Here is an 18,127-nt window from a genome sequence, read left to right as displayed (position 1 = left end):
GTGTCTCCTCACTCGGCTTGCTCATCGTCTGGCACCTCGGGCTGCTGCTCTGCCTTGGGTAGTGCGGGCAGGTTCTCCAGCCGGCGCACTTCCTCGGTAGTCATCCAACCATCCTTGATCGCCTTGCCGTAGAAGTCGGCGCGTGCCTCGGGGTTGCCACGCAGCAGGCCTTCCACGCTGTGCTCTGCCAGATAGCGGCGGCGCCCGATGGAGCCCAGTAGCTGCCGGGTGATCTCCGATTCCCACATGGCAATCCAGCGGGCCAGCGAGTAGCGCACGAACTGGCTGCCCAGCTCGGCGGTGTTCTGGTAGCTGCCGAATCGCAGATCGCTAACCATGGTCGGTGGCACGCGGTAGATGCGGCACACCTCCTCGGTGGTGAACTGCTGGGCTGCAATCCACTGCGCATCCTCCAGACTCATGGCCAGCTGCTGGTAGGTCAGCCCGTTCTCCAGCACTGCGGTCTTGCCGATGTTGGAGGGGCCGCCGAACTGGGAACGCCAGCTTTCGCCGATGCGGGTGGCACTGGCATCGTCCAGCACGTGCGGGGTTTGCAGCACACCCGACAGGCGGGCGCCGTTGCGGAAGGTGGCCGCGCCGTGTTCGCGCAGGCTCAGGCCCATGCCCAAGGTGTCGCGGGCAATGGCAATGCGGGATTTCCCCACCACGCTGCCCGGCTCGGCACGGTCACGCAGGTGGAGGATTTCACCCTCCAGCAGGCGCACCACCTGGCCATCGTCGTTGGTGTAGTCGTAGGCGTAGCGCCCACTCGGCAACCGGTTGATGGTGACGTTGCGCGGGTGGATCGGATGCAGGCCCATCAGCTCGCCGGCCCGGTTTGTCTCGATGCGGGCGAAGGCGTTGCCATGCAGCAGCATCGATGCCGTCATCTCCTCGCGGAAGGTCAGGCCCGACTGGTGCGGGTTGGGCTGGCGCAGCACACGGGCAAGCGGGTGATCGTCGGCGCGCAGGCGCTCGCCGTTGTCCTGGCGCTGGTAGACATGCAGCGGCAGGCAGGCGGTGGACTCGCTCAATGCCTGCACGCAGCCGAATACCGCAGCGATGCTCTCCGCTGGCTTGGCATCCACGAACTGCCCCGATGCACTGGCGGCGCCACCGTTGACCAGGGCGCTCCAGCTGGGATCCGTGTTGCGCTTTTCGGCGCGCTTGAAGGGCCACAGTTTCATCGGGCAGTCTCCAGCCAGTACCGCATCAGGGCCAGTTGCAGCTCTGGCGCGTCGGCGTTGCGGTTGCGCAGGTTGACGGTGGTGTTGGCGTAGGCCGGCCAGCTCTGCACGATCGACACTTCATGCAGCTGCACGCTGCGCAGCTCGCGGCGGTCGCCGTTCCAGCTCTCTCCATCGGCTTCGACGGTGAAGCCAAAGGAACAGCCGCCCAGGTCGCCACGCTGTGCCAAGGCCACCAGATCGCGTCCGGCTTGGGTGTCGGGCAGGCTCAGGGTGAAGGCCAGCCCCTCGGCATCCTCGCGCAGCTCCAGCGTGCCGCTACGGGTGCGGCCCAGCACCTTGCTGGGGTCGTGATCGGCAAGGGCCAGAATGTCGGCACCCGATGCCAGAGAGGCGCCGAATGCGCCCCTCCGGATCACCTCGGTAAAGCCACCGATGCGCGTCTCGTTGTCGAAGCGGGCCACGTAGCCGCTCAGGGAGCGGCCAGTGGCGCGGACTTCATGGGCGAACCGCTGTTCCATCTCCATCACGGAACCTTGGTTGCCACCACGAACGCCTTTTCGTGGCGGATGGCCACGTCCACCGTGCTCATGGCGCGCACCAGCACACCACCGCGACGGTACGGGGTTTCGGCGTAGGGGTTCACCAGCAGTTCCACTGCGCCCCACTGGCCCAGCAACACCTGGCTCCAGTCGCCCAGGATGGCGGTATCCACCGGAGCGGCGTTGCTCGATGCCGCTGCCAGCTCGCCGATGCGGCCAGTCGTGGCGATGTAGTCGGCACCAGCACTGGCGGACTTCAGCACCTTGCGCAGCGCGGTCATCACGGCGGGGCTGGTGTACCAGCCGCTCGGGGTGATGTTCAGGCCGGTCAGCATCTGCTCGATGTCCAGCACGTCGGTCCAGCTCGCCGGCAGGTCGCCAGTCTGCACACCCGTGCGCCCGATGATGCCCTTCGGCTGGCCCAGCGTGCCGGTGCCGGCAATGATCGCCGTGTCCACCGCGTTGGCGATGGCAAAGCTCAGATCCTCGCGCACCAGATCCTCGATGCCGGGCGCACTCTGTTGCAGCAGCTGGCGGCTCATCTCGGTGATGCCGCCCACATGCTTGGGCGAAAGCGTGACGCTATCGAAGTCCATCTCCGACTCGGACAGCTGCTGCCCTTCGGTCACCCATCCAGCGGACAGGCCGGCGCCGGCCTTGGGGATGCTCACGTTGCCAGTGAGGCCCGACAGCGTGCGCACGCCCAGCGTCGGCACCGGTCAGGGCGCGGCCTTCCATGCCAGCACGCAGCACGGTCAGCAGGGAGGCGCGCTTTATTCAGACCGTCCCTAGGCTGAATAAACAAAGGGGGGTTCTACCCCGAAATCACGGACTGTTTGGAAAGTGCTGAAAACTTCTGGTCCTGCTTGACCCTGCGCCGTCGCATCCTGGGGTTGTGGCGGCGCTCGATGTATTCGAACACATCGGACCTGGCGGCATCGAGTGTTGGATACGTCGTGCGATAGATCCGCTCGCGCTTGAGCAATCCGAAAAAGCCCTCACAGGCGGCATTGTCGCCACAATGCCCCACCGCACTCATTGAGCAGAGCAGGCCATTGGCGGCCAGGTAATCCTGGTAATCGCCGCTACGAAATTGACTGCCGCGGTCGGAGTGCAGGATCAGCGGATGCCGCTCCTGCCGTTGCCAAACCGCCATCTGCACCGCTCTGATCACCATCTGCCGGTCCTGCCGATGATGCATGGACCAGCCCACAATGCGCTGATCAAACAGGTCCAGCACGACGCATAGATACAGCTTGGCCTGCTGGGTCTTGATCTCGGTGATGTCGGTCACCCACTTGGTTTCCGGCTCCAGGGCGCTGAAATCACGCTCCAGCAGGTTGCGCACGCCCGGCGGCGTCAGTGTCGGTTGAGCGCGCTGGCCACGCCGTTTCGGGCGTGGCCAGCCCTGCAGGCCCGCTGCCGCCATCAGCCGGGCAACCCGATTTCGACTGGCTAACAACCCTTCCTCGACCAGATCCTCCTGCATGCGGCCGGCCCCCAGCGTGCCCCGGCTGTCCTGGTGCAGCGCATGGATACGGCTCAGCAAGCGCTCGTTGTCGCGCTGGCGGGCACTGGGCAGTCGCTTGCTCCAGTCGTAGTAGCCACTGGTCGATACCCGCAGGCAGCGGCACATCAGGCGAATCGGAAACTCATCGCGGCAACGTTCGATCACCTGATACCTCAGGATGATCCCTTGGCAAAGAACGTCGCCGCTTCGCGCAAAAAATCCCGTTCCTTGGTGATCCGGGCCAACTCGCGCTTGAGCCGGGCAACTTCCTCGTCACGCGGGCTCCCGGTGCCAACAAAGGCGGCTTTCCCCGCCGTTTGTGCCTCCCGCTTCCAGCGGGTCAGCAGGCTGTCACGAATGCCCAGCTCACGGGCTACCTGGGCGCAGCTGACACCTGGCCGACTTGCTTGTTCCACTGCACCACGCTTGAACTCGGCACTGAACTTGCGACGCTTTGACATGAACACTCCTCATGGCCTCAATCGGCCTTCTTGTAAGTGTCCGTGAAAACGGGGGTGAACCCGGGCGCCATAAAGGCGCCCTGTGCTTTCAATCAACCGGCAAAGTTCATTTCGCAGCGGTGGCCGGTGCTGCCGGTGCTGCCGGTGCGCTGGCCGCCGGGGCCTGCGCGGTCCAGCCGCACATCTGGCCTTCGTTCTGCTGCTTGAGCCATTCCTGCAGTGGGGCGAAGTATTCCAGCATCGGTGCGGCGTCGAGTTTCTCTTCGCCGGTGAGTTCCTTCAGGGTGGCCTGCCACGGCTGGCTGGCGCCCTTGCTCAGCATCGCCCAGAACTTCTGGCCGGCTTCCTTGTTGCCGTAGAAGCTGCACTCGTTGAGCGGGCCGGTATAACCGGAGGCATCGCACAGGCCCTTGTAGAACTGGTATTGCAGGATGCGCGCCAAGAAGTAACGCAGGTACGGGGTATTACCCGGCACGTGGTACTTGGCGCCGGCGTCGAAGAATTCCTCGCCGCGGGCGCTGGCCGGGGCCACGCCCTGGTACTGGGCCTTCAGCTCCCACCACTTCTGGTTGTACTGGTCCGGCTTGATCGAGCCGTCGAACACGCCCCAGCGCCAGCGGTCGATCATCAGCCCGAACGGCAGGAACGACACGCCGCTCATGGCCATGCGCATCTGCGCGTTGATGGTGGCTTCGCGGCTTTCCTGCTGCGCGCCGACCAGACCGATGGAGTTGAGGTACTTGGGCGTCATCGCCAGCACGATGGTGTCGCCGATGGCCTCGTGGAAGCCGTCGTTGGCGCCGTTCTGGAACAGCGGCGGCAGCGGGTTGTAGGCCAGGTCGTAGTAGATGTGGCCCAGCTCGTGGTAGATGGTGGTGAAGTTCTCTTCGTTCGGGGTGATGCACATCTTGGTGCGCACGTCCGGGCCGACATCCTTGCCGTCACCGCCCATGTTCATGTCCCAGGCACTGGCGTGGCAGACCACGTTGCGGTCCAGCGGCTTGGTGAACTGGGTGTTCTGCCAGTAGCTCTCCGGCAGCTTGGGCATGCCCAGGGACACGTAGAAGTCCTGCGCGCGCTCGGTCATCTGCCGGGCGGTGGCCAGTTCGGCCTCACGTTGGGCCTTGAACAGCTTTTCGATATTGGCGCTGTTGCCAGCCTTGGCCAGCGCCGCGCTCAGGTTGGTCTGGTACTGCTTTTCCAGCGCGGCGGTGATGTCCAGGCTGCCGGCGTTGGGGTAGGGCGCGGTGAGGTCCCACAGGTTGCTCCATTCCTGCTGCCACATGTTGCCGGTCAGGTGCGCAGCGATCATGCCGCCGCCGACCTCGGCCTTGTCCTTGCCGTATTCGGCGTCCAGCTTGGCGCGGGTGTAGCAGTGCACCTGCTCGTACAGCGGCTTGACCTGCTCCCACAGGCGGTCGGTTTCCGGGCCGACTTCTTCGGCCGGCATGTCATAGCCGCTGCGCCACATCTGCCCGGCATCGCTGTAGCCCAGCTCGCGGGCGCCTTCGTTGACCAGCTCGACAAAGCGCTGGTAGTTGGCGCGCGAGGGCACGGCGGTGGAGTGCCAGCCCTGCCAGGCGTCGAGCTGCTTGTCGTAGTCGCGCGAGCTGGCCAGCACCTTTTCGAGGTCGCCGAGCTGGCGGCAGTTCTTGGCATCGCCTTCGCCGGTGCAGTAGGTGCCGGCGCCGTAGTCGCCTTCCATCTTGGTGGCGATGCCGGCCAGTTCGGCCAGTTTGGCCGGATCACGCGGGGCCGGCATGGCGGTCATCAGCTTGAGCAGGCTGATGGCGCGCTTGGTGTCGGCGCTCATCGGCTGGCCTTCGTACTTGTTGGCCTGCTCGATCCAGCCGTTGAGCGTGGTCAGCCAGCGCTCGTTGGCTTTGGCCGCTACGCGCGCCGAATCGTCATTGATATAGGTGGAGGACAGCCACTGCGCCGAGCTGATCTCCGGGTACATGGCCTTGTATTCGGCGTTGACGCGGGCGATGAACTGGTCGGCGCTCTCGGCCGGGGCGGCGGCGCTGGCGGCCGGCGGGGCGGCGTCGGGCGAGGCTTCCTTCTTGCAGGCGGCCAGTGACAGCACGGCCGTGCCGACGGCAAGGGCCAGTACCAGATGACGATTCTTCACGGTGATCCCCGGAGTGATTACAAGTCCGGCGAAGGTAGAGCGGCCGCGCCGGCGCCGCAAGTGGACAAAGGTCAGCGTTTGATCGCCATCAGCAGCACGCCGCCGGCGATCATCGCCACGCCCAGCCATTCACGCCAGGCCAGCCGCTCGTGCAGGAAGGCCACAGCGAACAGGGCCACCAGCACTACGCTGAGCTTGTCCACCGGCGCCACCTGCGCAGCCGGGCCACGTTGCAGGGCGCGGAAATAGCACAACCACGAAGCGCCGGTCGCCAGCGCCGACAGCGCCAGCCAGCCGAGCGTGGGGGCGGGCAGTTGCAGCGGATTGGTCCACTTGCCGGTGCCGGCCACGAACATCGCCGTCACCACGACGATGATCGCGGTGCGCAGCAGCATCGCCAGATCCGAATCGATGTCCTGCAGACCGAGCTTGGCGAAGATCGCGGTCAATGCGGCGAACACCGCCGACAGCAGCGCCCAGGGTAGCCATTGCGGGAAAGTGGCCATCAGCGTTTTCTCTGTGTGAGATTCGGGTGATGCGGAGAGCTTGCAGCCGCTGCTGTAGGAGCGGCGTGAGCCAGCGAGGCTGGGGATCGTCGCGCGTGTCGTAAGGTGGTGCGATTGCAGGGGGCGTCCGGAGTCGAGCCGCGCCGTGGGTCGCAGCGTGCGCAGCGCCTACATGGCAGTGCTGATGTTCTGGCAGCCGGCGAACACGTCACGCGAGCGGTCGTACAGCGCCGTTTTTACCTGCATCAGGCCCAGCACCGAGGGGAAGAGGTTGTCCTGGTCGGTGGGTTGTTCGGCACGCTTACGCAGGCAGGCCATATCAAGGCCGCGATCGGCGGCGAAGCCGGGCGAGAACCACATCAGCATCGGCACCCGGGTCTGTTCTTCCGGGGCGATGGCGTAGGGCATGCCGTGCAGGTACAGGCCCTTCTCGCCGAGCGATTCGCCGTGGTCGGACAGATAGATCATCGCGGTGTCGTAGTCCTCGATACCGCGCAGCGTGGCGATGGTGCGGGCCAGGAAATGGTCGGTGTAGCGGACCGCGTTGTCGTAGCTGTTGACGATCTGCTCGCGGCTGCACTTGCCTAGATCAGCGGTGTCGCAAGTGGGCGCGAACTGGCGGAACCGTGCCGGGTAGCGCTGGAAGTAGCTGGGCCCGTGGTTGCCCAGCTGGTGCAGCACGATCACGCGGTCGCCGGGTCTGGCGCGGACCTGCGCGGCCAGATCCTCGATCAGGATTTCATCCATGCAGCGGCCATCGGCACACAGCTTCGGGGTGGTGGCATCGTCCAGCCGCTGGATGGCCAGCCCCTCGCACACGCCCTTGCAGCCGGACTGGTTGTCGCGCCACAGCGTGGCGATGCCGGCGTGCTCGAGTACATGCAGCAACGACTGGTGGCTGCGGATCTTCTTCTCGTCGTAATCGTGGCGACCGAACGGCGAGAACATGCACGGCAGCGAGACTTCGGTGCTGCTGCCACAGGCATGCATGTCCGGGAAGTTGACCGCCCCGGTCTGCGCCAGTTCCGGCGTGGTCTGGCGCGCGTAACCGTTCAAACCCCAGTTCTGCGCGCGCACGGTTTCACCCACCACCAGCACCAGCAGCCGGGGCTTGCTGCCAGCCGCGCGCGGCGTGGCCTTGGCATCGGTGCCCAGCGGCAGTTTCGGCTGCTGCTTGATCGGGCTGGCGCTGGCCAGGTTCTGCTTCAGCGCGATCAGATAATTGACCGGCGTGGCCAGATAGCGCACTTCGCGGTGGTTGCGCATCAGCGCCGAGATGTCCTGGAACGAGGCCATCGCACCAGTGCCGCCGATCACGATCACGCCTACCAGCAGCAGTACGCGCCACAGCAGCGTCCTGCCCCAGCTGCGCTTGCGCAGACGTGTCCGCCACAGCAGCAGCATCGGCAGCAGGCCATAACCGAGCAGTGGCAGGATCAGCGCCGGGGTCATCAGCTCGCGCGATTCCTTGTGATCGGTGGCCAGCACGTTGCGCAGCATGTCCGCGTCCAGATAGACGTTGAAGCTGTTCATGTAATGCGTGGCGAAGGCGGTGGTGACCAGCAGCACCGTAAGCAGCACCTTGGCGTTCCAGCGCCACACCAGCAGGGCCAGCAGCAACGCGTGTACGCTGACCAGCAAGGCGAACAGTGACACCGCGAAGAGCATGTTGCCCGGGTTGGTGGCCATCGCGCTGCGCCAGAACAGCCCGTTGCTGACCAGAGCGAAGAACGTGCTGGCCAACAGGATCAGCGCTTCGGTGCTGATTTCCGGGCGCCAGCTGCGCAGGCGGGTAAACGACAGGCGCGGCGCGGAGGCGACGGGAAGCAGGGTGCTCATGCCGCTTCCTCCAGTGCGACGACCGGGACGCGGGTGGCGACTGCAGCGGGCGCGGAGTCGAGCATCCACAGAGACAGCGTCGAGGCGACAGTCCAACTGATCGCCAGCGACCACAGGTCATGGGACAGGAAGTGCGCGCCACGCAGCTGCTGGGCCACACCGAACACAGCGCCCAGTGCCAGTGCGATCAGCAGGGCTGGCCAGCGCCACTGCGGACGGACTTCGCGCATGAAGAAGAACAGCGCCACCCAGGCGTAGCCGGAGCCGGCATGGCCGGCGGGGAAGCAGGCCGCGTGCCCGAGCAGTAGCGGGCGGGTCTGGAACAGGCCGATGAACGGCCGCAGGCCGCCGTAGCGCTGCAGGTCCCAAGGGCAATCCATATGGGTCCAGGTTTTCAGCAACGCGATGAGGCCGGTGGACAGGCCCACGGCCAGCAGCAGATACAGCAGCGGCCGGCCGAGCGGACGCCAGCGGCTGTCGAGGCGGCTGCGCAGCAGGACGAGCATCACCAGCAATGCGGCGGCCCAGGTGAGGTTCCTGCCGCCCTTGTGGATCAGCTGGCTGGTCCACCACGCATCCTTCAGCGCCCACTGTCCCCCCTGCCAGCGATAGAGCTGGTCGGCCAGCCACTGGTCACCGTTGCCGACCATCAGCAACGCACTGGCCAGCATGGCCAGGATCAGCGGGATCCATACGATGTGGCTGCGGGACTTCAGTCCAATGGCCGTGGATGACGGGAGCAGCGGATGGGTAGCGGGCAGTACGGGCATGGAACAGAGGCCATCAGAGGTGATGGCGCGATGCTGTTCCGTGCGGTGTCGGAGGGTGGTCGGAAGGATGTGGGAATTTTGTCAGTGGTCAGGACAATTTCCGGTCCTTCCGCGCCGCGATGACGGCAGGTCCGCCTCAGTCGTCGTCCTGCGTGCTGTCGCCGTCGTCAACCGCGCCATGGGTTCTGGCGACACAGGCGACATCCAGCGCGGTGCCGGGCAGCAGCTGCCAGTTGTTGCGGTTGGCACTGCCGATGGCGACGGTGGCCGCGCGGTCGGCGCAGGGGCTCATCGCCTTGTCCAGCACGAACAGCCAGCGTCGTTGCGGATCTTCAGCCACCCAGCGGGCCGCGTCCTGCCACTGCTCGGCGACCGGGCGCTTGAAGCCGAAATCGGCGGCCTGCGGATCGGTCTGCAGCAGGTTCTGTTCGCGCCAGGCGACCATGCCCAGCTGCGCTTCCGGGCCGATATGCGTACGTACCTTGTCCATCACCCGCGAGGCGGAGCTGTACGGGTCCAGCGCCGGCATCGCACCCAACCCGTACATCGACCACAACAGCACGGTGCTCAGCACCACCGCCAAGCCGGCCCGGCGCAGGCGCAGGGTCAGCACCAGTGCCACGCAGGCAGCACCGACGCCGATCAGCCACCAGCCGACCGGCGGCAGCACCGACAGATCGATCGCGCGCTTGGTCGCATTGCGCAGCGCCCAGCCGTCGCCATGCACCGCGCCATAGCCGATCGCCAGCATCGCCACGGCCAGCAGCAGCACATACCCAAGCAACAACCAACGCACGCCGGTGCGGCGCAGCAGGCCGGCCAGCAGTGGCGCGGCGGCCACGGCCATCGCCGGCAGTGCCGGCAGGATGTAGACCTCGCGCTTGCCGGGGCTGGCGCTGAAGAACAGCAGCACCAGCAGTACCCAGCCCAGCAGCAACACATAGCGTGGATCGCCGCGACGGCAGCGGCGCCACCAGGCCGGCACCAGCCAGGGCAGCAGCAGGCTGCCCGGCAGCCACATCGTCGCCATCACCTGCAGGTAGTACCAGAACGGCTGGTGGTGATGCCAGGCGTTGGCGTAGCGGGTGCCGGTCTGTTTGAACAGCAGTTCCCGGGCATAGGCCTGCAGTTGCGGGTCGGGATCCTGCAGCAGGGCCAGGAACAGCGGCCCCAGCCATACCGCGGTGCCGGCGAGGAAGGCCGGCAGCAGCAGCCACCAGCCCCAGCTGCGCCCCGGCCCCGGCGAATGCGGGTGGCGCCAACGCCAGCCCAGCCATTGCAGCAGCATCAGCAGCGGCAAAAACCCGACACCCTTGGTGACGGTGCCAACGCCGGCGGCAAAACAGGCCAGGGCGAATGCGCCCCAGTTCGGGCCCAGCAGCAGGTGCCGCACCAGCCCCCACAGCGCCAGCGTGGTCATGCCGACCAGCACCATGTCGATCTGCGCGCGTTTGGCCATCAAGCCGAACTGGATGCAGACGAACAGGCCCAGCACCGCGTAGCGCGCGACCTGCCGGTTCCACAGTCGTCGGCTCATGTCCCAGGTCAGCCACAGCGTGAGCAGCGCGGCCAGCAGGGAAGGCAGCAGGAAGGACAGGTTCCAGTCGCCAACCAGTTTGTAGGCGGCCGCCTGCAGCCACATGAAGGTGGCCGGCTTCTCCGCGTACAGTTCGCTGCCGCGATGGGGCAGCAGCCATTGCCCGGTCTGGACCATGTGCCGGGCGGCGAGCACGAAGCGCGGCTCGTCCGGCGGGCTGGGCGAGCGCAGGCCCAGACCGGCCACCAGGCTGGCCACGACCAGCACCATCAGCACCACAAACCGCAAGGACGTCGAGGAGGGGCGGGAAGGTTTCGGGAGCACGGGCAACGGGTTCTCGGAAGGAGGGGCGTGATGATGGCGGCAGCGGCGTGGGAACCGCGTCGGAATCATTGTCACCGGTTTCGACGGGATTCCGACCCATCCGCGACTAGGATAATGACGCTGCCCCCATTCCGCGGGGTCATGGGACGTCCTGCCACATGCGGCTGCTGGTCATCGAAGACAATCGCAATCTGATCGCCAACCTGTTCGACTATTTCGAGGCGCGCGGGCATGTGCTGGATGTGGCGCCCGATGGTGTCACCGGCCTGCATCTGGCCTTGACCCAGCCCTATGACGCGATCCTGCTGGACTGGATGCTGCCGCGCATGGAAGGGCCGGAAGTGCTGCGCAAATTGCGCGAAGAGCACCATTGCGAGGTGCCGGTGATCATGCTGACTGCACGCGACGAGTTGCCGGACAAGATTGCCGGCTTCCGTGCCGGCGCCGATGACTACCTGACCAAGCCGTTCGCACTGCCCGAGCTGGAAGTACGGCTGGACGCGGTGCTGGCGCGCACGCTGGGCCGCAATCCGCGCAAGGTGCTGGAAGTGCACGATCTGCGGTTGGACATGGGCACGCTGGAGGCGCAGCGCGCCGGCCAGGTGCTGCACCTGTATCCGGCCTGCCGCAAATTGCTCGAGGTGCTGATGCGCGCCAGCCCAGCGGCGGTGACCCGCGACCAGCTCGAATACGCGCTGTGGGGTGACGAGCCGCCGGATGGCGACATGCTCCGGTCGCACATCTACGAGCTGCGGCGCGCGGTGGACGGCCCGTTCGAGCAGAAACTGCTGCACACCCTGCCACGGGTGGGCTACCGCCTGTCGGCACCCGCTACCGGCAGCCTCGGGCAATGAAGCGGCCCACCCTGCGCCGCAAACTGCTGGGCTGGCTGGCGGCCTACGTGGCACTGGTCACGCTGGCGGTATTCGGAGCGGCCAACTATGTCCACGAGCATGCCGAGCACGCGGTGTGGCGCTCGCTGTTGAACACCGAGCTGGACAGCATCATCGCCCACCTGCGTACCGATCCTGATTACCGCTGGCAGGACTCGGACACCTTGCATCTGTTCCGCGAGCACGATGAGGCTGGCATTCCCGAAACGCTGGCAGCATTGAAGCCGGGCCTGCATGACGGGACCTTGCTGGCCGGCCGGGAAGCGGCGGTGATGGTGCGCGATACCGATGATTTTGGCCGTGTGGCGCTGGCGCTGGACATCACCGATTTCGCCGAGCTGGAACACTTTGTCACCCGCTGGGCGCTGCTGGCCGGGGGAGCGCTGCTGCTGGTCACCCTGCTGATGGCCTGGGTGGGGATGAACCGGCTGGTACGGCCGCTGTCGATCTTGGCGCAGGACATCGGCCACCTGCGTCCGGAACGCCGCGGCCAGCAGGTGCAGGTCGACAGGCGCGGCAGCGCCGAGCTGGAGGTGATCGCCGGCGCGTTGAACGACTACCTGCAGCGCAACGAGCATTTCGTCGAGCGCGAGCGGGCGTTCATCAGTACCGCCAGCCACGAACTGCGCACGCCCGTCGCGGTGATCACCGGTGCCGCCGAACTGGCGCTGGAGCAGCCGGATTTGCCGGCGCGGGCACGCCAGCAGCTGCAGCGTATCCGCGGCACCGCGTCGGGGGTGGAGCAGTTGATCCAGCTGCTGCTGGTGCTGGCGCGTGATCCAGCCAAGCTGGCGGCGATGAGCGAACTGCTGGCGCTGGAGCAGCTGGTGCCGGAGATCATCGAGGACCATCGGCACCTGGCCAATGGCAAGGAGCTGCAGATGCAACTGGTACAGGCCGAACCGTGCCGGCTGCTGGCGCCACTGGGCGTGGTGCAGGCGGCCATCGGCAACCTGCTGCGCAACGCGATCGAAAACAGCGACCGCGGCGTGATCCGTCTGAGCGTGTCGGCGCAGGCGCTGGTGACTATCGAAGATCCCGGCCATGGCATGAGTCCGGAGGCGGTCGCGCAGCTGTATGCACGGCTGGCCAAGGACGAGCGCAACCCGCGTTCGGGCATCGGGCTGGAGCTGATCGCCCGGCTCTGTGACCACCTGGGCTGGACACTGGACATCCATTCGCAGCCCGAACGCGGCACGCGGGTGGTGCTGGATATGCGGGCGTCACTTCCGGAGCGCCCGGCGTAGGCCAAAGGCGGATCACCGCTGCAGCTTCAGGCGGGTGGCAAGCCGCGTTCGATCAGCCACGCTTTTGCGTCTACGGCATCCTGCTCGAACCGCGCCAAGCCGACAGGGAGGCGCCGAACAAGCTTGGCGCGTCGCCACGCGCCCGTGTGCTACCGCGCTTGTGGCTTTACGCGACGGGCAATCCGCGTTCGATCAGCCAGGCTTTGGCGTCTTCGGCATCCTGCTCGAACCACGCCTTTGTAGACCCCAGCCGATACGTATACCCCCACGCATCCATGTCGGCCATCAGCCGCGCGCTGCCGACGCCGGGCAACTGTCCGGCCAGCACGATCTGCAGGTAGCAGGTGGCGTCTTCTTCGGGCACCGAATCGGTGGCGTCGGTATGCACTTGCGCACGGCGCTCCGGCGGCAGCACGATCAGGTGGCAGGCCTCATGCAGCATCGAGTGCACCGGCGTGTCATCGCGCACATAGACGTCGCAGGCGATGATGCCGGCTTCCGGCTCACCCCAATAGCTGCCGGGAATCTTTTCGCCGGCTGGGACATGGTTCAGGCGCAGGCCGTGACGGGCGAGCAGATCCGCCGCATCGGCCCAGGCGATATCGCCGACGCACAGCACAGTGGCGGCCGGTCCATTGGAAAGGGAGTCGTTCACAGGCAGGAAAGCCCGGTGGCCGCAGCCACCGGGTGGCAGTCATTTGTCGTCGGGCAGGGCGACGGAGATGTCGAGCACGTCGTTGGCGCCATCCTTGACGAGGTCGACCTTGACCGCCTCGGCGTCGATGTTGACGTACTTCTTGATCACTTCCAGCAGTTCGCGCTGCAGCAGTGGCAGGTAGTCCGGGCCGCCGCGGGTGCTGCGTTCCTGCGCGATGATGATCTGCAGGCGGTTCTTGGCGGTCTCGGCGGTGTTTTTCTTCTGTTTCAGGAAGTCGAGCAGTCCCATGCCTTAACCTCCAAACAGCTTGCTGAAGAAGCCCTTCTTCTCGACGGAAGTGAAGCGCATCGGACGCTCCTCGCCAAGGATGCGGCCAACGGCATCCTCATAGGCCTGACCGGCCGGGGACTCGCTGTCCAGGATCACCGGCTCGCCCTTGTTGGAGGCGTTGAGCACGTCACCGGACTCGGGAATCACGCCGATGGCCTTCAGCCCCAGCACTTCTTCCACGTCGGCGATGCTGAGCATCTCGCCGGTTTCCACGCGCGCGGCGCTATAGCGGGTCAGCAGCAGGTAGGCCGGGACGTCCTTGCCGTCTTCGGCGCGGGCGGTCTTGGAGTCGAGCAGGCCGATGATGCGGTCCGAGTCGCGCACCGAGGACACTTCCGGGTTCACCACCACCACAGCGCGGTCGGCGAAATACATCGCCAGGAACGCGCCCTTCTCGATGCCGGCGGGGGAGTCGCAGATGATGAAGTCGAAGCCGTCGGCGGCTAGGTCCTTCAGTACTTTTTCCACGCCTTCCTTGTTCAGGGCGTCCTTGTCGCGGGTCTGCGAGGCGGCCAGCACGAACAGGTTGTCAAAGCGCTTGTCCTTGATCATGGCCTGCTTCAGCGTGGCCTCGCCGTGGACGACGTTGACGAAGTCGTACACCACGCGGCGCTCGCAGCCCATGATCAGGTCGAGGTTGCGCAGGCCCACGTCGAAGTCGATGACGGCGACTTTCTTGCCGCGACGGGCCAGCCCGCAGGCGAGGCTGGCGCTGGAGGTGGTCTTGCCGACGCCGCCCTTGCCGGAGGTGACTACGATGATTTCAGCCAAAGGATTTCTCCTGAATGTTCGGGTGGGCCGCTGCGTCAATCCAGCGCGGCGATCATGATCTGGTCCTGTTCCAGCCAGACCTGTACGGCTTTGCCGCGCAGACTGTCGGGAATATCGTCCAGTACCTTGTAACGTCCTGCAATGGCGACCAGTTCGGCATGGAAGTCGCGGCAGAAGATGCGCGCGCCGGTGTTGCCCTGTGCGCCAGCCAGTGCCCGGCCGCGCAGCGTACCGTAGATATGGATGCTGCCGTCGGCGATCACCTCGGCACCGGCGCCGACCGTTGAGAGTACAGTCAGGTCGCAGTTCTCCGCATACAGCTGCTGGCCCGAACGCACCGCACCCAGTTGCATGCGCCCGGGCTGGGCCGCTGGTGCGGGCGGCGGCGGGGGCGGTGCAGGTTCCTGCCTGCGTGGTGGCGGTGCCGGCTCTGCTTCAACGCGCTCGTACTGGGCGCGGAATTTGGCCAGCAAGGGCAGGCCGAGTTGTTCGGCCAGGATCTCGGTCTCGCGGGTGCCGTAGGCCAGGGCCACTGGCAGTACGCCGGCATCACGCAGGCCGTTGAGCAGCGACTGGGCGGTGGCGCGGTCGGGCAACTGGCTCAATCCCCCGAAATCGAGGATCACCGCGGCACGGCCGAACAGCTTGGGGGCACGGGTTACGCGTTCACGCATTTCCCCGACAAGGCGTTCCACATCCAGGGTGCGGATACGCAGGTTGGCGATGCCGACCTGGCCGATCTTCAGTTCACCGGCCTGTTCAAAATCCAGATTCACTGCCATCTCAGGTTCCCGTCGGGCGCTGCTGCTGCAGCGGCCGGCGTGTGTGGCCTACCCACGGTACGTCGGGCAGGTTGTCACCATAGGTTTCCCGCACCCACTCATAGCTGCACAGGTCCTTGAGCAGCATGCTTGTGCGGACATCGACGTCGAGCATGGTGTTCTGCCCGACCTCGCGGAAGCCGAAGCTGCCATGGAACAGCAGCGCCGCATCGGCGCCGTGGTCGAGGAACACCTCGCAGGCCATCTTCGGGTAGCGCAGTTCGGCGTAGCTCTGCGCGTCGGCATAGAACGCACGGCCGACACCGCCACCACGGCGGCGGCTGGCCACCACGATGCGGTCGATATAGAAGAAGCTGGGATAGCGTTGCTGGAACCAGGCGTAGTTGCTGCTGTCGTGCCCGCTGCCACTGCCGTAACCGACCAGGAAGCCGGCCAGGTTGCCGTCGCGCTCGGCGACGCGGAAGTATTCGGCTGTCTCGTAGAAACGGCGGAGTTTTGCGGCGTCCAGTGGCAGGATGGCCAAGCCAGCGTTGTTGTTCAGTGCCAGAACGGAATCGAGCTCATGCTCAAGCACGTCGCGGATGACAATCGACATTGTGACTCCGTGGGGTGTAACGGTCGGCCTTTCGGCTGTGCGGCGGATTATCGCATGGCTGGCCGGAGCCGGGCGAGCCGGTCCGGGCATGACTTCCGTGGGAGGGCGCAAACCGCGGCCGCTCCGTACTATGCGCGCATGTTGGGACATCTCAGCCACACCCGTGTACTCCGTCTGGCCGGCCTGTTTACCTGGGCGCTGGTCAGCCTGCCGCTGATCTACACGCAGTACGCGCCGGAGGAGGGGGTGCTGCAACCGCCTGCCTCCCAGGCGGCGTGGCTGTTTGCCAGCTACCTCACTTTTGGTGGCTGCTATTTCTGGCTGACCCGTGGCTTGAGTGCCGGTGGCCATGCCAGCTGGCATGACCGGGCGGTACTGCTGCTGCTGACGATCTCGGCGCTGGCGGTGAGTTACCTCTCGGCAACCGGGCTGGGCAGCATCCTGATGATGGTCGCGGCCGGGGTGATTCCCTGGCTGCTGAACAAGCGGGTGGGCATTGTCTGGCTGATCCTGAGCCAGCTGGCGGTGTTTCCGGTCTACAACCTGATCCTCGGGTTGCCGCTGTTCGAGGCGCTGCTGCAGTCGCTGCTGTACGGTGGTTTTTCGATGTTCCTGTTCGTCACCAGTCTGGTGGCGCGTCAGCAGACCCAGGCGCGGGAAGAGCAGCGGCGGCTGAATGCGGAGCTGCGCGCCACCCGCCTGCTGCTGGCCGAAAGTGCCCGGGTCAACGAGCGCACCCGCATCTCGCGCGAGCTGCACGATCTTCTCGGGCACCACCTGACCGCGCTGAGCCTGAACCTGGAAGTGGCCGGGCACATCACCGAAGGCCAGGCGCAGGAGCATGTGCGGCAGGCGCACACGCTGGCCAAGCTGCTGTTGACCGACGTGCGCGAGGCGGTCAGCCAGTTGCGCGAGAGCGGGGCGATCGACCTGGCCGCGGCGCTGCGCCCGCTGACCGAGCGGGTGCCGTCGCTGGCGATCCATCTGGACATGGATGACCCGCTGAATGTTGAAGATCCCGAGCGCGCGCACGTGTTGCTGCGCTGCACCCAGGAGATCATCACCAATGCGGTACGCCATGCCGGCGCTGGCAACCTGTGGATCCAGGTGCGGCGCGAGGACGGGCAGGTGGTGATCCGCGCGCACGACGATGGCATCGGTGGCGAGCTGGATGAGATCCTGCCCGGCAACGGCCTGCGCGGCATGCGCGAGCGGCTGGCCCAGTACGGCGGCTCGCTGGAAGTGAGCGCGCGTCGCGGCGACGGCTTCCGGTTGCGTGTTTCGCTGCCGGGGGCAACCACTATGATGCTGGCTTCCGGGCCACAAGGAGTTGAATGATGATCCGAGTCTGCCTGGTCGACGACCAGACCCTGGTAAGGCAGGGCATCCGCTCCCTGCTTGCGCTGGACGACAGCATCGAGGTGGTGGCCGAGGCCACCGATGGGGCCCAGGCGGTGGAGCTCATCCCGCAGGTGGCGCCGGATGTGGTGCTGATGGACATGCGCATGCCGGTGATGTCCGGGCTGGAAGCGCTGCAGACGCTGTCCAGGCTGGGGCAGCTGCCGCCGGCGATCATCCTGACCACCTTCGATGACGACCAGCTGGTGCTGGCCGGGCTCAAGGCCGGGGCCAAGGGCTATCTGCTCAAGGATGTGACGCTGGAACAGCTGGTCGGCGCGATCCGTACCGTGGCCGAGGGCGGGTCGCTGGTGCAGCCGGCGGTGACCCAGCGGCTGCTGTCGGGGCTGGAGCACATGCGCAACGAGTTCGTCAGCCTCGATCGCCCGGATCCGCTGACCGACCGCGAGACCGAAATCCTGCGGCTGATGGCCTCGGGCTTTTCCAACAAGGAGATCGCCAACTCGCTGGGGGTGGCCGAGGGCACCATCAAGAACCACGTCTCCAACATCCTCTCCAAGCTGGGAGTGCGTGACCGTACCCGCGCCGTGCTCAAGGCCTTCGAGCTGCAGCTGGTTTGAGGTATGTGATGACCGCTGGGGCGGATGTGCGGGCCGTAACATAGCGGTCAGCGGGCCGGTGCAAG

The 18,127-nt window shown here is 66.0% G+C and carries 18 protein-coding genes; 4 read left to right on the top strand and 14 right to left on the bottom strand.

What is annotated here, in order from left to right; translation table 11 throughout:
* Window positions 1-8 precede the first annotated feature (8 nt).
* From ACSBPQ_RS09455 to ACSBPQ_RS09415, 9 genes are all read right to left on the bottom strand, one after another.
* A complete protein-coding gene (locus ACSBPQ_RS09455; RefSeq protein ID WP_442681936.1) occupies window positions 9-1,187 on the bottom strand; it encodes a phage portal protein in 1,179 nt (392 codons plus the stop codon).
* Window positions 1,184-1,714 carry an HK97 family phage prohead protease gene (locus tag ACSBPQ_RS09450; RefSeq protein WP_442681935.1) on the bottom strand — a complete coding sequence of 177 codons (531 nt, stop codon included), beginning with the start codon at window positions 1,712-1,714 and terminating at the stop codon, window positions 1,184-1,186. Before ACSBPQ_RS09450 ends, ACSBPQ_RS09455 begins: the two co-directional genes overlap by 4 nt.
* Window positions 1,714-2,430 carry a phage major capsid protein gene (locus tag ACSBPQ_RS09445; RefSeq protein WP_442681934.1) on the bottom strand — a complete coding sequence of 239 codons (717 nt, stop codon included), beginning with the start codon at window positions 2,428-2,430 and terminating at the stop codon, window positions 1,714-1,716. Before ACSBPQ_RS09445 ends, ACSBPQ_RS09450 begins: the two co-directional genes overlap by 1 nt.
* Window positions 2,431-2,543: 113 nt before the next feature.
* Window positions 2,544-3,700 (bottom strand): IS3 family transposase gene (locus tag ACSBPQ_RS09440; RefSeq protein ID WP_442681933.1). Its coding sequence is split into 2 segments (ribosomal slippage): window positions 2,544-3,460 and window positions 3,460-3,700, totalling 1,158 coding nucleotides; the frame shifts between segments, so codons are not numbered across the junction.
* A 106-nt stretch (window positions 3,701-3,806) separates the two neighbouring features.
* Window positions 3,807-5,831 (bottom strand): M2 family metallopeptidase, encoded by a 2,025-nt coding sequence (locus ACSBPQ_RS09435; protein ID WP_442681932.1) that lies wholly within the window; start codon window positions 5,829-5,831, stop codon window positions 3,807-3,809.
* A gap of 71 nt (window positions 5,832-5,902) precedes the next feature.
* Window positions 5,903-6,337, bottom strand: coding sequence for an EamA family transporter (locus ACSBPQ_RS09430; RefSeq protein ID WP_442681931.1), 435 nt, complete (start codon window positions 6,335-6,337; stop codon window positions 5,903-5,905).
* Window positions 6,338-6,505: 168 nt separating this feature from the next.
* The gene (locus tag ACSBPQ_RS09425; RefSeq protein WP_442681930.1) at window positions 6,506-8,176 is read right to left on the bottom strand and encodes a phosphoethanolamine transferase; all 1,671 of its coding nucleotides are present in this window, start codon (window positions 8,174-8,176) and stop codon (window positions 6,506-6,508) included.
* Window positions 8,173-8,946: a phosphatase PAP2 family protein gene (locus tag ACSBPQ_RS09420; RefSeq protein WP_442681929.1), complete on the bottom strand. Its 774-nt coding sequence runs from the start codon at window positions 8,944-8,946 to the stop codon at window positions 8,173-8,175. The genes ACSBPQ_RS09425 and ACSBPQ_RS09420 overlap by 4 nt, the downstream gene beginning before the upstream one ends.
* A 136-nt stretch (window positions 8,947-9,082) precedes the next feature.
* Window positions 9,083-10,813, bottom strand: coding sequence for an ArnT family glycosyltransferase (locus ACSBPQ_RS09415; protein WP_442681928.1), 1,731 nt, complete (start codon window positions 10,811-10,813; stop codon window positions 9,083-9,085).
* 152 nt (window positions 10,814-10,965) lie between these two features.
* Here ACSBPQ_RS09415 and ACSBPQ_RS09410 point away from each other — a divergent pair, with 152 nt between their 5' ends.
* Together ACSBPQ_RS09410 and ACSBPQ_RS09405 are read left to right on the top strand one after the other, a co-directional pair.
* Entirely contained in the window at window positions 10,966-11,661 is a 696-nt protein-coding gene (locus ACSBPQ_RS09410; RefSeq protein WP_442681927.1) for a response regulator transcription factor, read from the top strand.
* On the top strand, window positions 11,658-12,947 hold the full coding sequence (locus tag ACSBPQ_RS09405) for a sensor histidine kinase (protein ID WP_442681926.1): 1,290 nt from the start codon (window positions 11,658-11,660) through the stop codon (window positions 12,945-12,947). Before ACSBPQ_RS09410 ends, ACSBPQ_RS09405 begins: the two co-directional genes overlap by 4 nt.
* A gap of 166 nt (window positions 12,948-13,113) precedes the next feature.
* Here the strand turns inward: ACSBPQ_RS09405 and ACSBPQ_RS09400 are convergent, their stop codons facing one another.
* From ACSBPQ_RS09400 to ACSBPQ_RS09380, 5 genes are read right to left on the bottom strand one after another with little or no spacing between them, the layout of a single operon-like run.
* The gene (locus ACSBPQ_RS09400; RefSeq protein WP_442681925.1) at window positions 13,114-13,602 is read right to left on the bottom strand and encodes a hypothetical protein; all 489 of its coding nucleotides are present in this window, start codon (window positions 13,600-13,602) and stop codon (window positions 13,114-13,116) included.
* Between the two features lie 39 nt (window positions 13,603-13,641).
* Complete coding sequence (gene minE / locus ACSBPQ_RS09395; RefSeq protein ID WP_442681924.1) at window positions 13,642-13,893, bottom strand: cell division topological specificity factor MinE; 252 nt, start codon at window positions 13,891-13,893, stop codon at window positions 13,642-13,644.
* Window positions 13,894-13,896: 3 nt separating this feature from the next.
* Window positions 13,897-14,706 carry a septum site-determining protein MinD gene (minD, locus tag ACSBPQ_RS09390; protein WP_442681923.1) on the bottom strand — a complete coding sequence of 270 codons (810 nt, stop codon included), beginning with the start codon at window positions 14,704-14,706 and terminating at the stop codon, window positions 13,897-13,899.
* Between the two features lie 35 nt (window positions 14,707-14,741).
* Window positions 14,742-15,488: a septum site-determining protein MinC gene (gene minC / locus ACSBPQ_RS09385; RefSeq protein ID WP_442681922.1), complete on the bottom strand. Its 747-nt coding sequence runs from the start codon at window positions 15,486-15,488 to the stop codon at window positions 14,742-14,744.
* Between the two features lies 1 nt (window position 15,489).
* Complete coding sequence (locus tag ACSBPQ_RS09380) at window positions 15,490-16,083, bottom strand: GNAT family N-acetyltransferase (RefSeq protein ID WP_442681921.1); 594 nt, start codon at window positions 16,081-16,083, stop codon at window positions 15,490-15,492.
* 138 nt (window positions 16,084-16,221) lie between these two features.
* On the opposite strand from ACSBPQ_RS09380, the gene ACSBPQ_RS09375 reads away from it, so the two are divergent.
* Complete coding sequence (locus ACSBPQ_RS09375; protein WP_442681920.1) at window positions 16,222-17,421, top strand: sensor histidine kinase; 1,200 nt, start codon at window positions 16,222-16,224, stop codon at window positions 17,419-17,421.
* Entirely contained in the window at window positions 17,421-18,062 is a 642-nt protein-coding gene (locus tag ACSBPQ_RS09370) for a response regulator (RefSeq protein WP_442681919.1), read from the top strand. Before ACSBPQ_RS09375 ends, ACSBPQ_RS09370 begins: the two co-directional genes overlap by 1 nt.
* The last annotated feature ends 65 nt before the right edge of the window (window positions 18,063-18,127 follow it).

Origin of the sequence: Stenotrophomonas sp. JC08, assembly GCF_052180205.1 — a bacterium.
Lineage (GTDB): Bacteria > Pseudomonadota > Gammaproteobacteria > Xanthomonadales > Xanthomonadaceae > Stenotrophomonas.
The sequence above is the reverse complement of the archived record's forward strand: the minus strand, read 5'-3'. Positions and strand labels throughout refer to the sequence as shown.

Excerpts from the sequence above, each read along its gene's own strand:
- minC (WP_442681922.1), bottom strand. The coding sequence starts at position 15,488 with ATGGCAGTGAATCTGGATTTTGAACAGGCCGGTGAACTGAAGATCGGC.
- ACSBPQ_RS09410 (WP_442681927.1), top strand. The coding sequence starts at position 10,966 with ATGCGGCTGCTGGTCATCGAAGACAATCGCAATCTGATCGCCAACCTG.
- ACSBPQ_RS09430 (WP_442681931.1), bottom strand. The coding sequence starts at position 6,337 with ATGGCCACTTTCCCGCAATGGCTACCCTGGGCGCTGCTGTCGGCGGTG.
- ACSBPQ_RS09375 (WP_442681920.1), top strand. The coding sequence starts at position 16,222 with ATGTTGGGACATCTCAGCCACACCCGTGTACTCCGTCTGGCCGGCCTG.
- ACSBPQ_RS09420 (WP_442681929.1), bottom strand. The coding sequence starts at position 8,946 with ATGCCCGTACTGCCCGCTACCCATCCGCTGCTCCCGTCATCCACGGCC.
- ACSBPQ_RS09455 (WP_442681936.1), bottom strand. The coding sequence starts at position 1,187 with ATGAAACTGTGGCCCTTCAAGCGCGCCGAAAAGCGCAACACGGATCCC.
- minE (WP_442681924.1), bottom strand. The coding sequence starts at position 13,893 with ATGGGACTGCTCGACTTCCTGAAACAGAAGAAAAACACCGCCGAGACC.
- ACSBPQ_RS09380 (WP_442681921.1), bottom strand. The coding sequence starts at position 16,083 with ATGTCGATTGTCATCCGCGACGTGCTTGAGCATGAGCTCGATTCCGTT.
- ACSBPQ_RS09450 (WP_442681935.1), bottom strand. The coding sequence starts at position 1,714 with ATGGAGATGGAACAGCGGTTCGCCCATGAAGTCCGCGCCACTGGCCGC.
- ACSBPQ_RS09425 (WP_442681930.1), bottom strand. The coding sequence starts at position 8,176 with ATGAGCACCCTGCTTCCCGTCGCCTCCGCGCCGCGCCTGTCGTTTACC.
- ACSBPQ_RS09370 (WP_442681919.1), top strand. The coding sequence starts at position 17,421 with ATGATCCGAGTCTGCCTGGTCGACGACCAGACCCTGGTAAGGCAGGGC.
- ACSBPQ_RS09405 (WP_442681926.1), top strand. The coding sequence starts at position 11,658 with ATGAAGCGGCCCACCCTGCGCCGCAAACTGCTGGGCTGGCTGGCGGCC.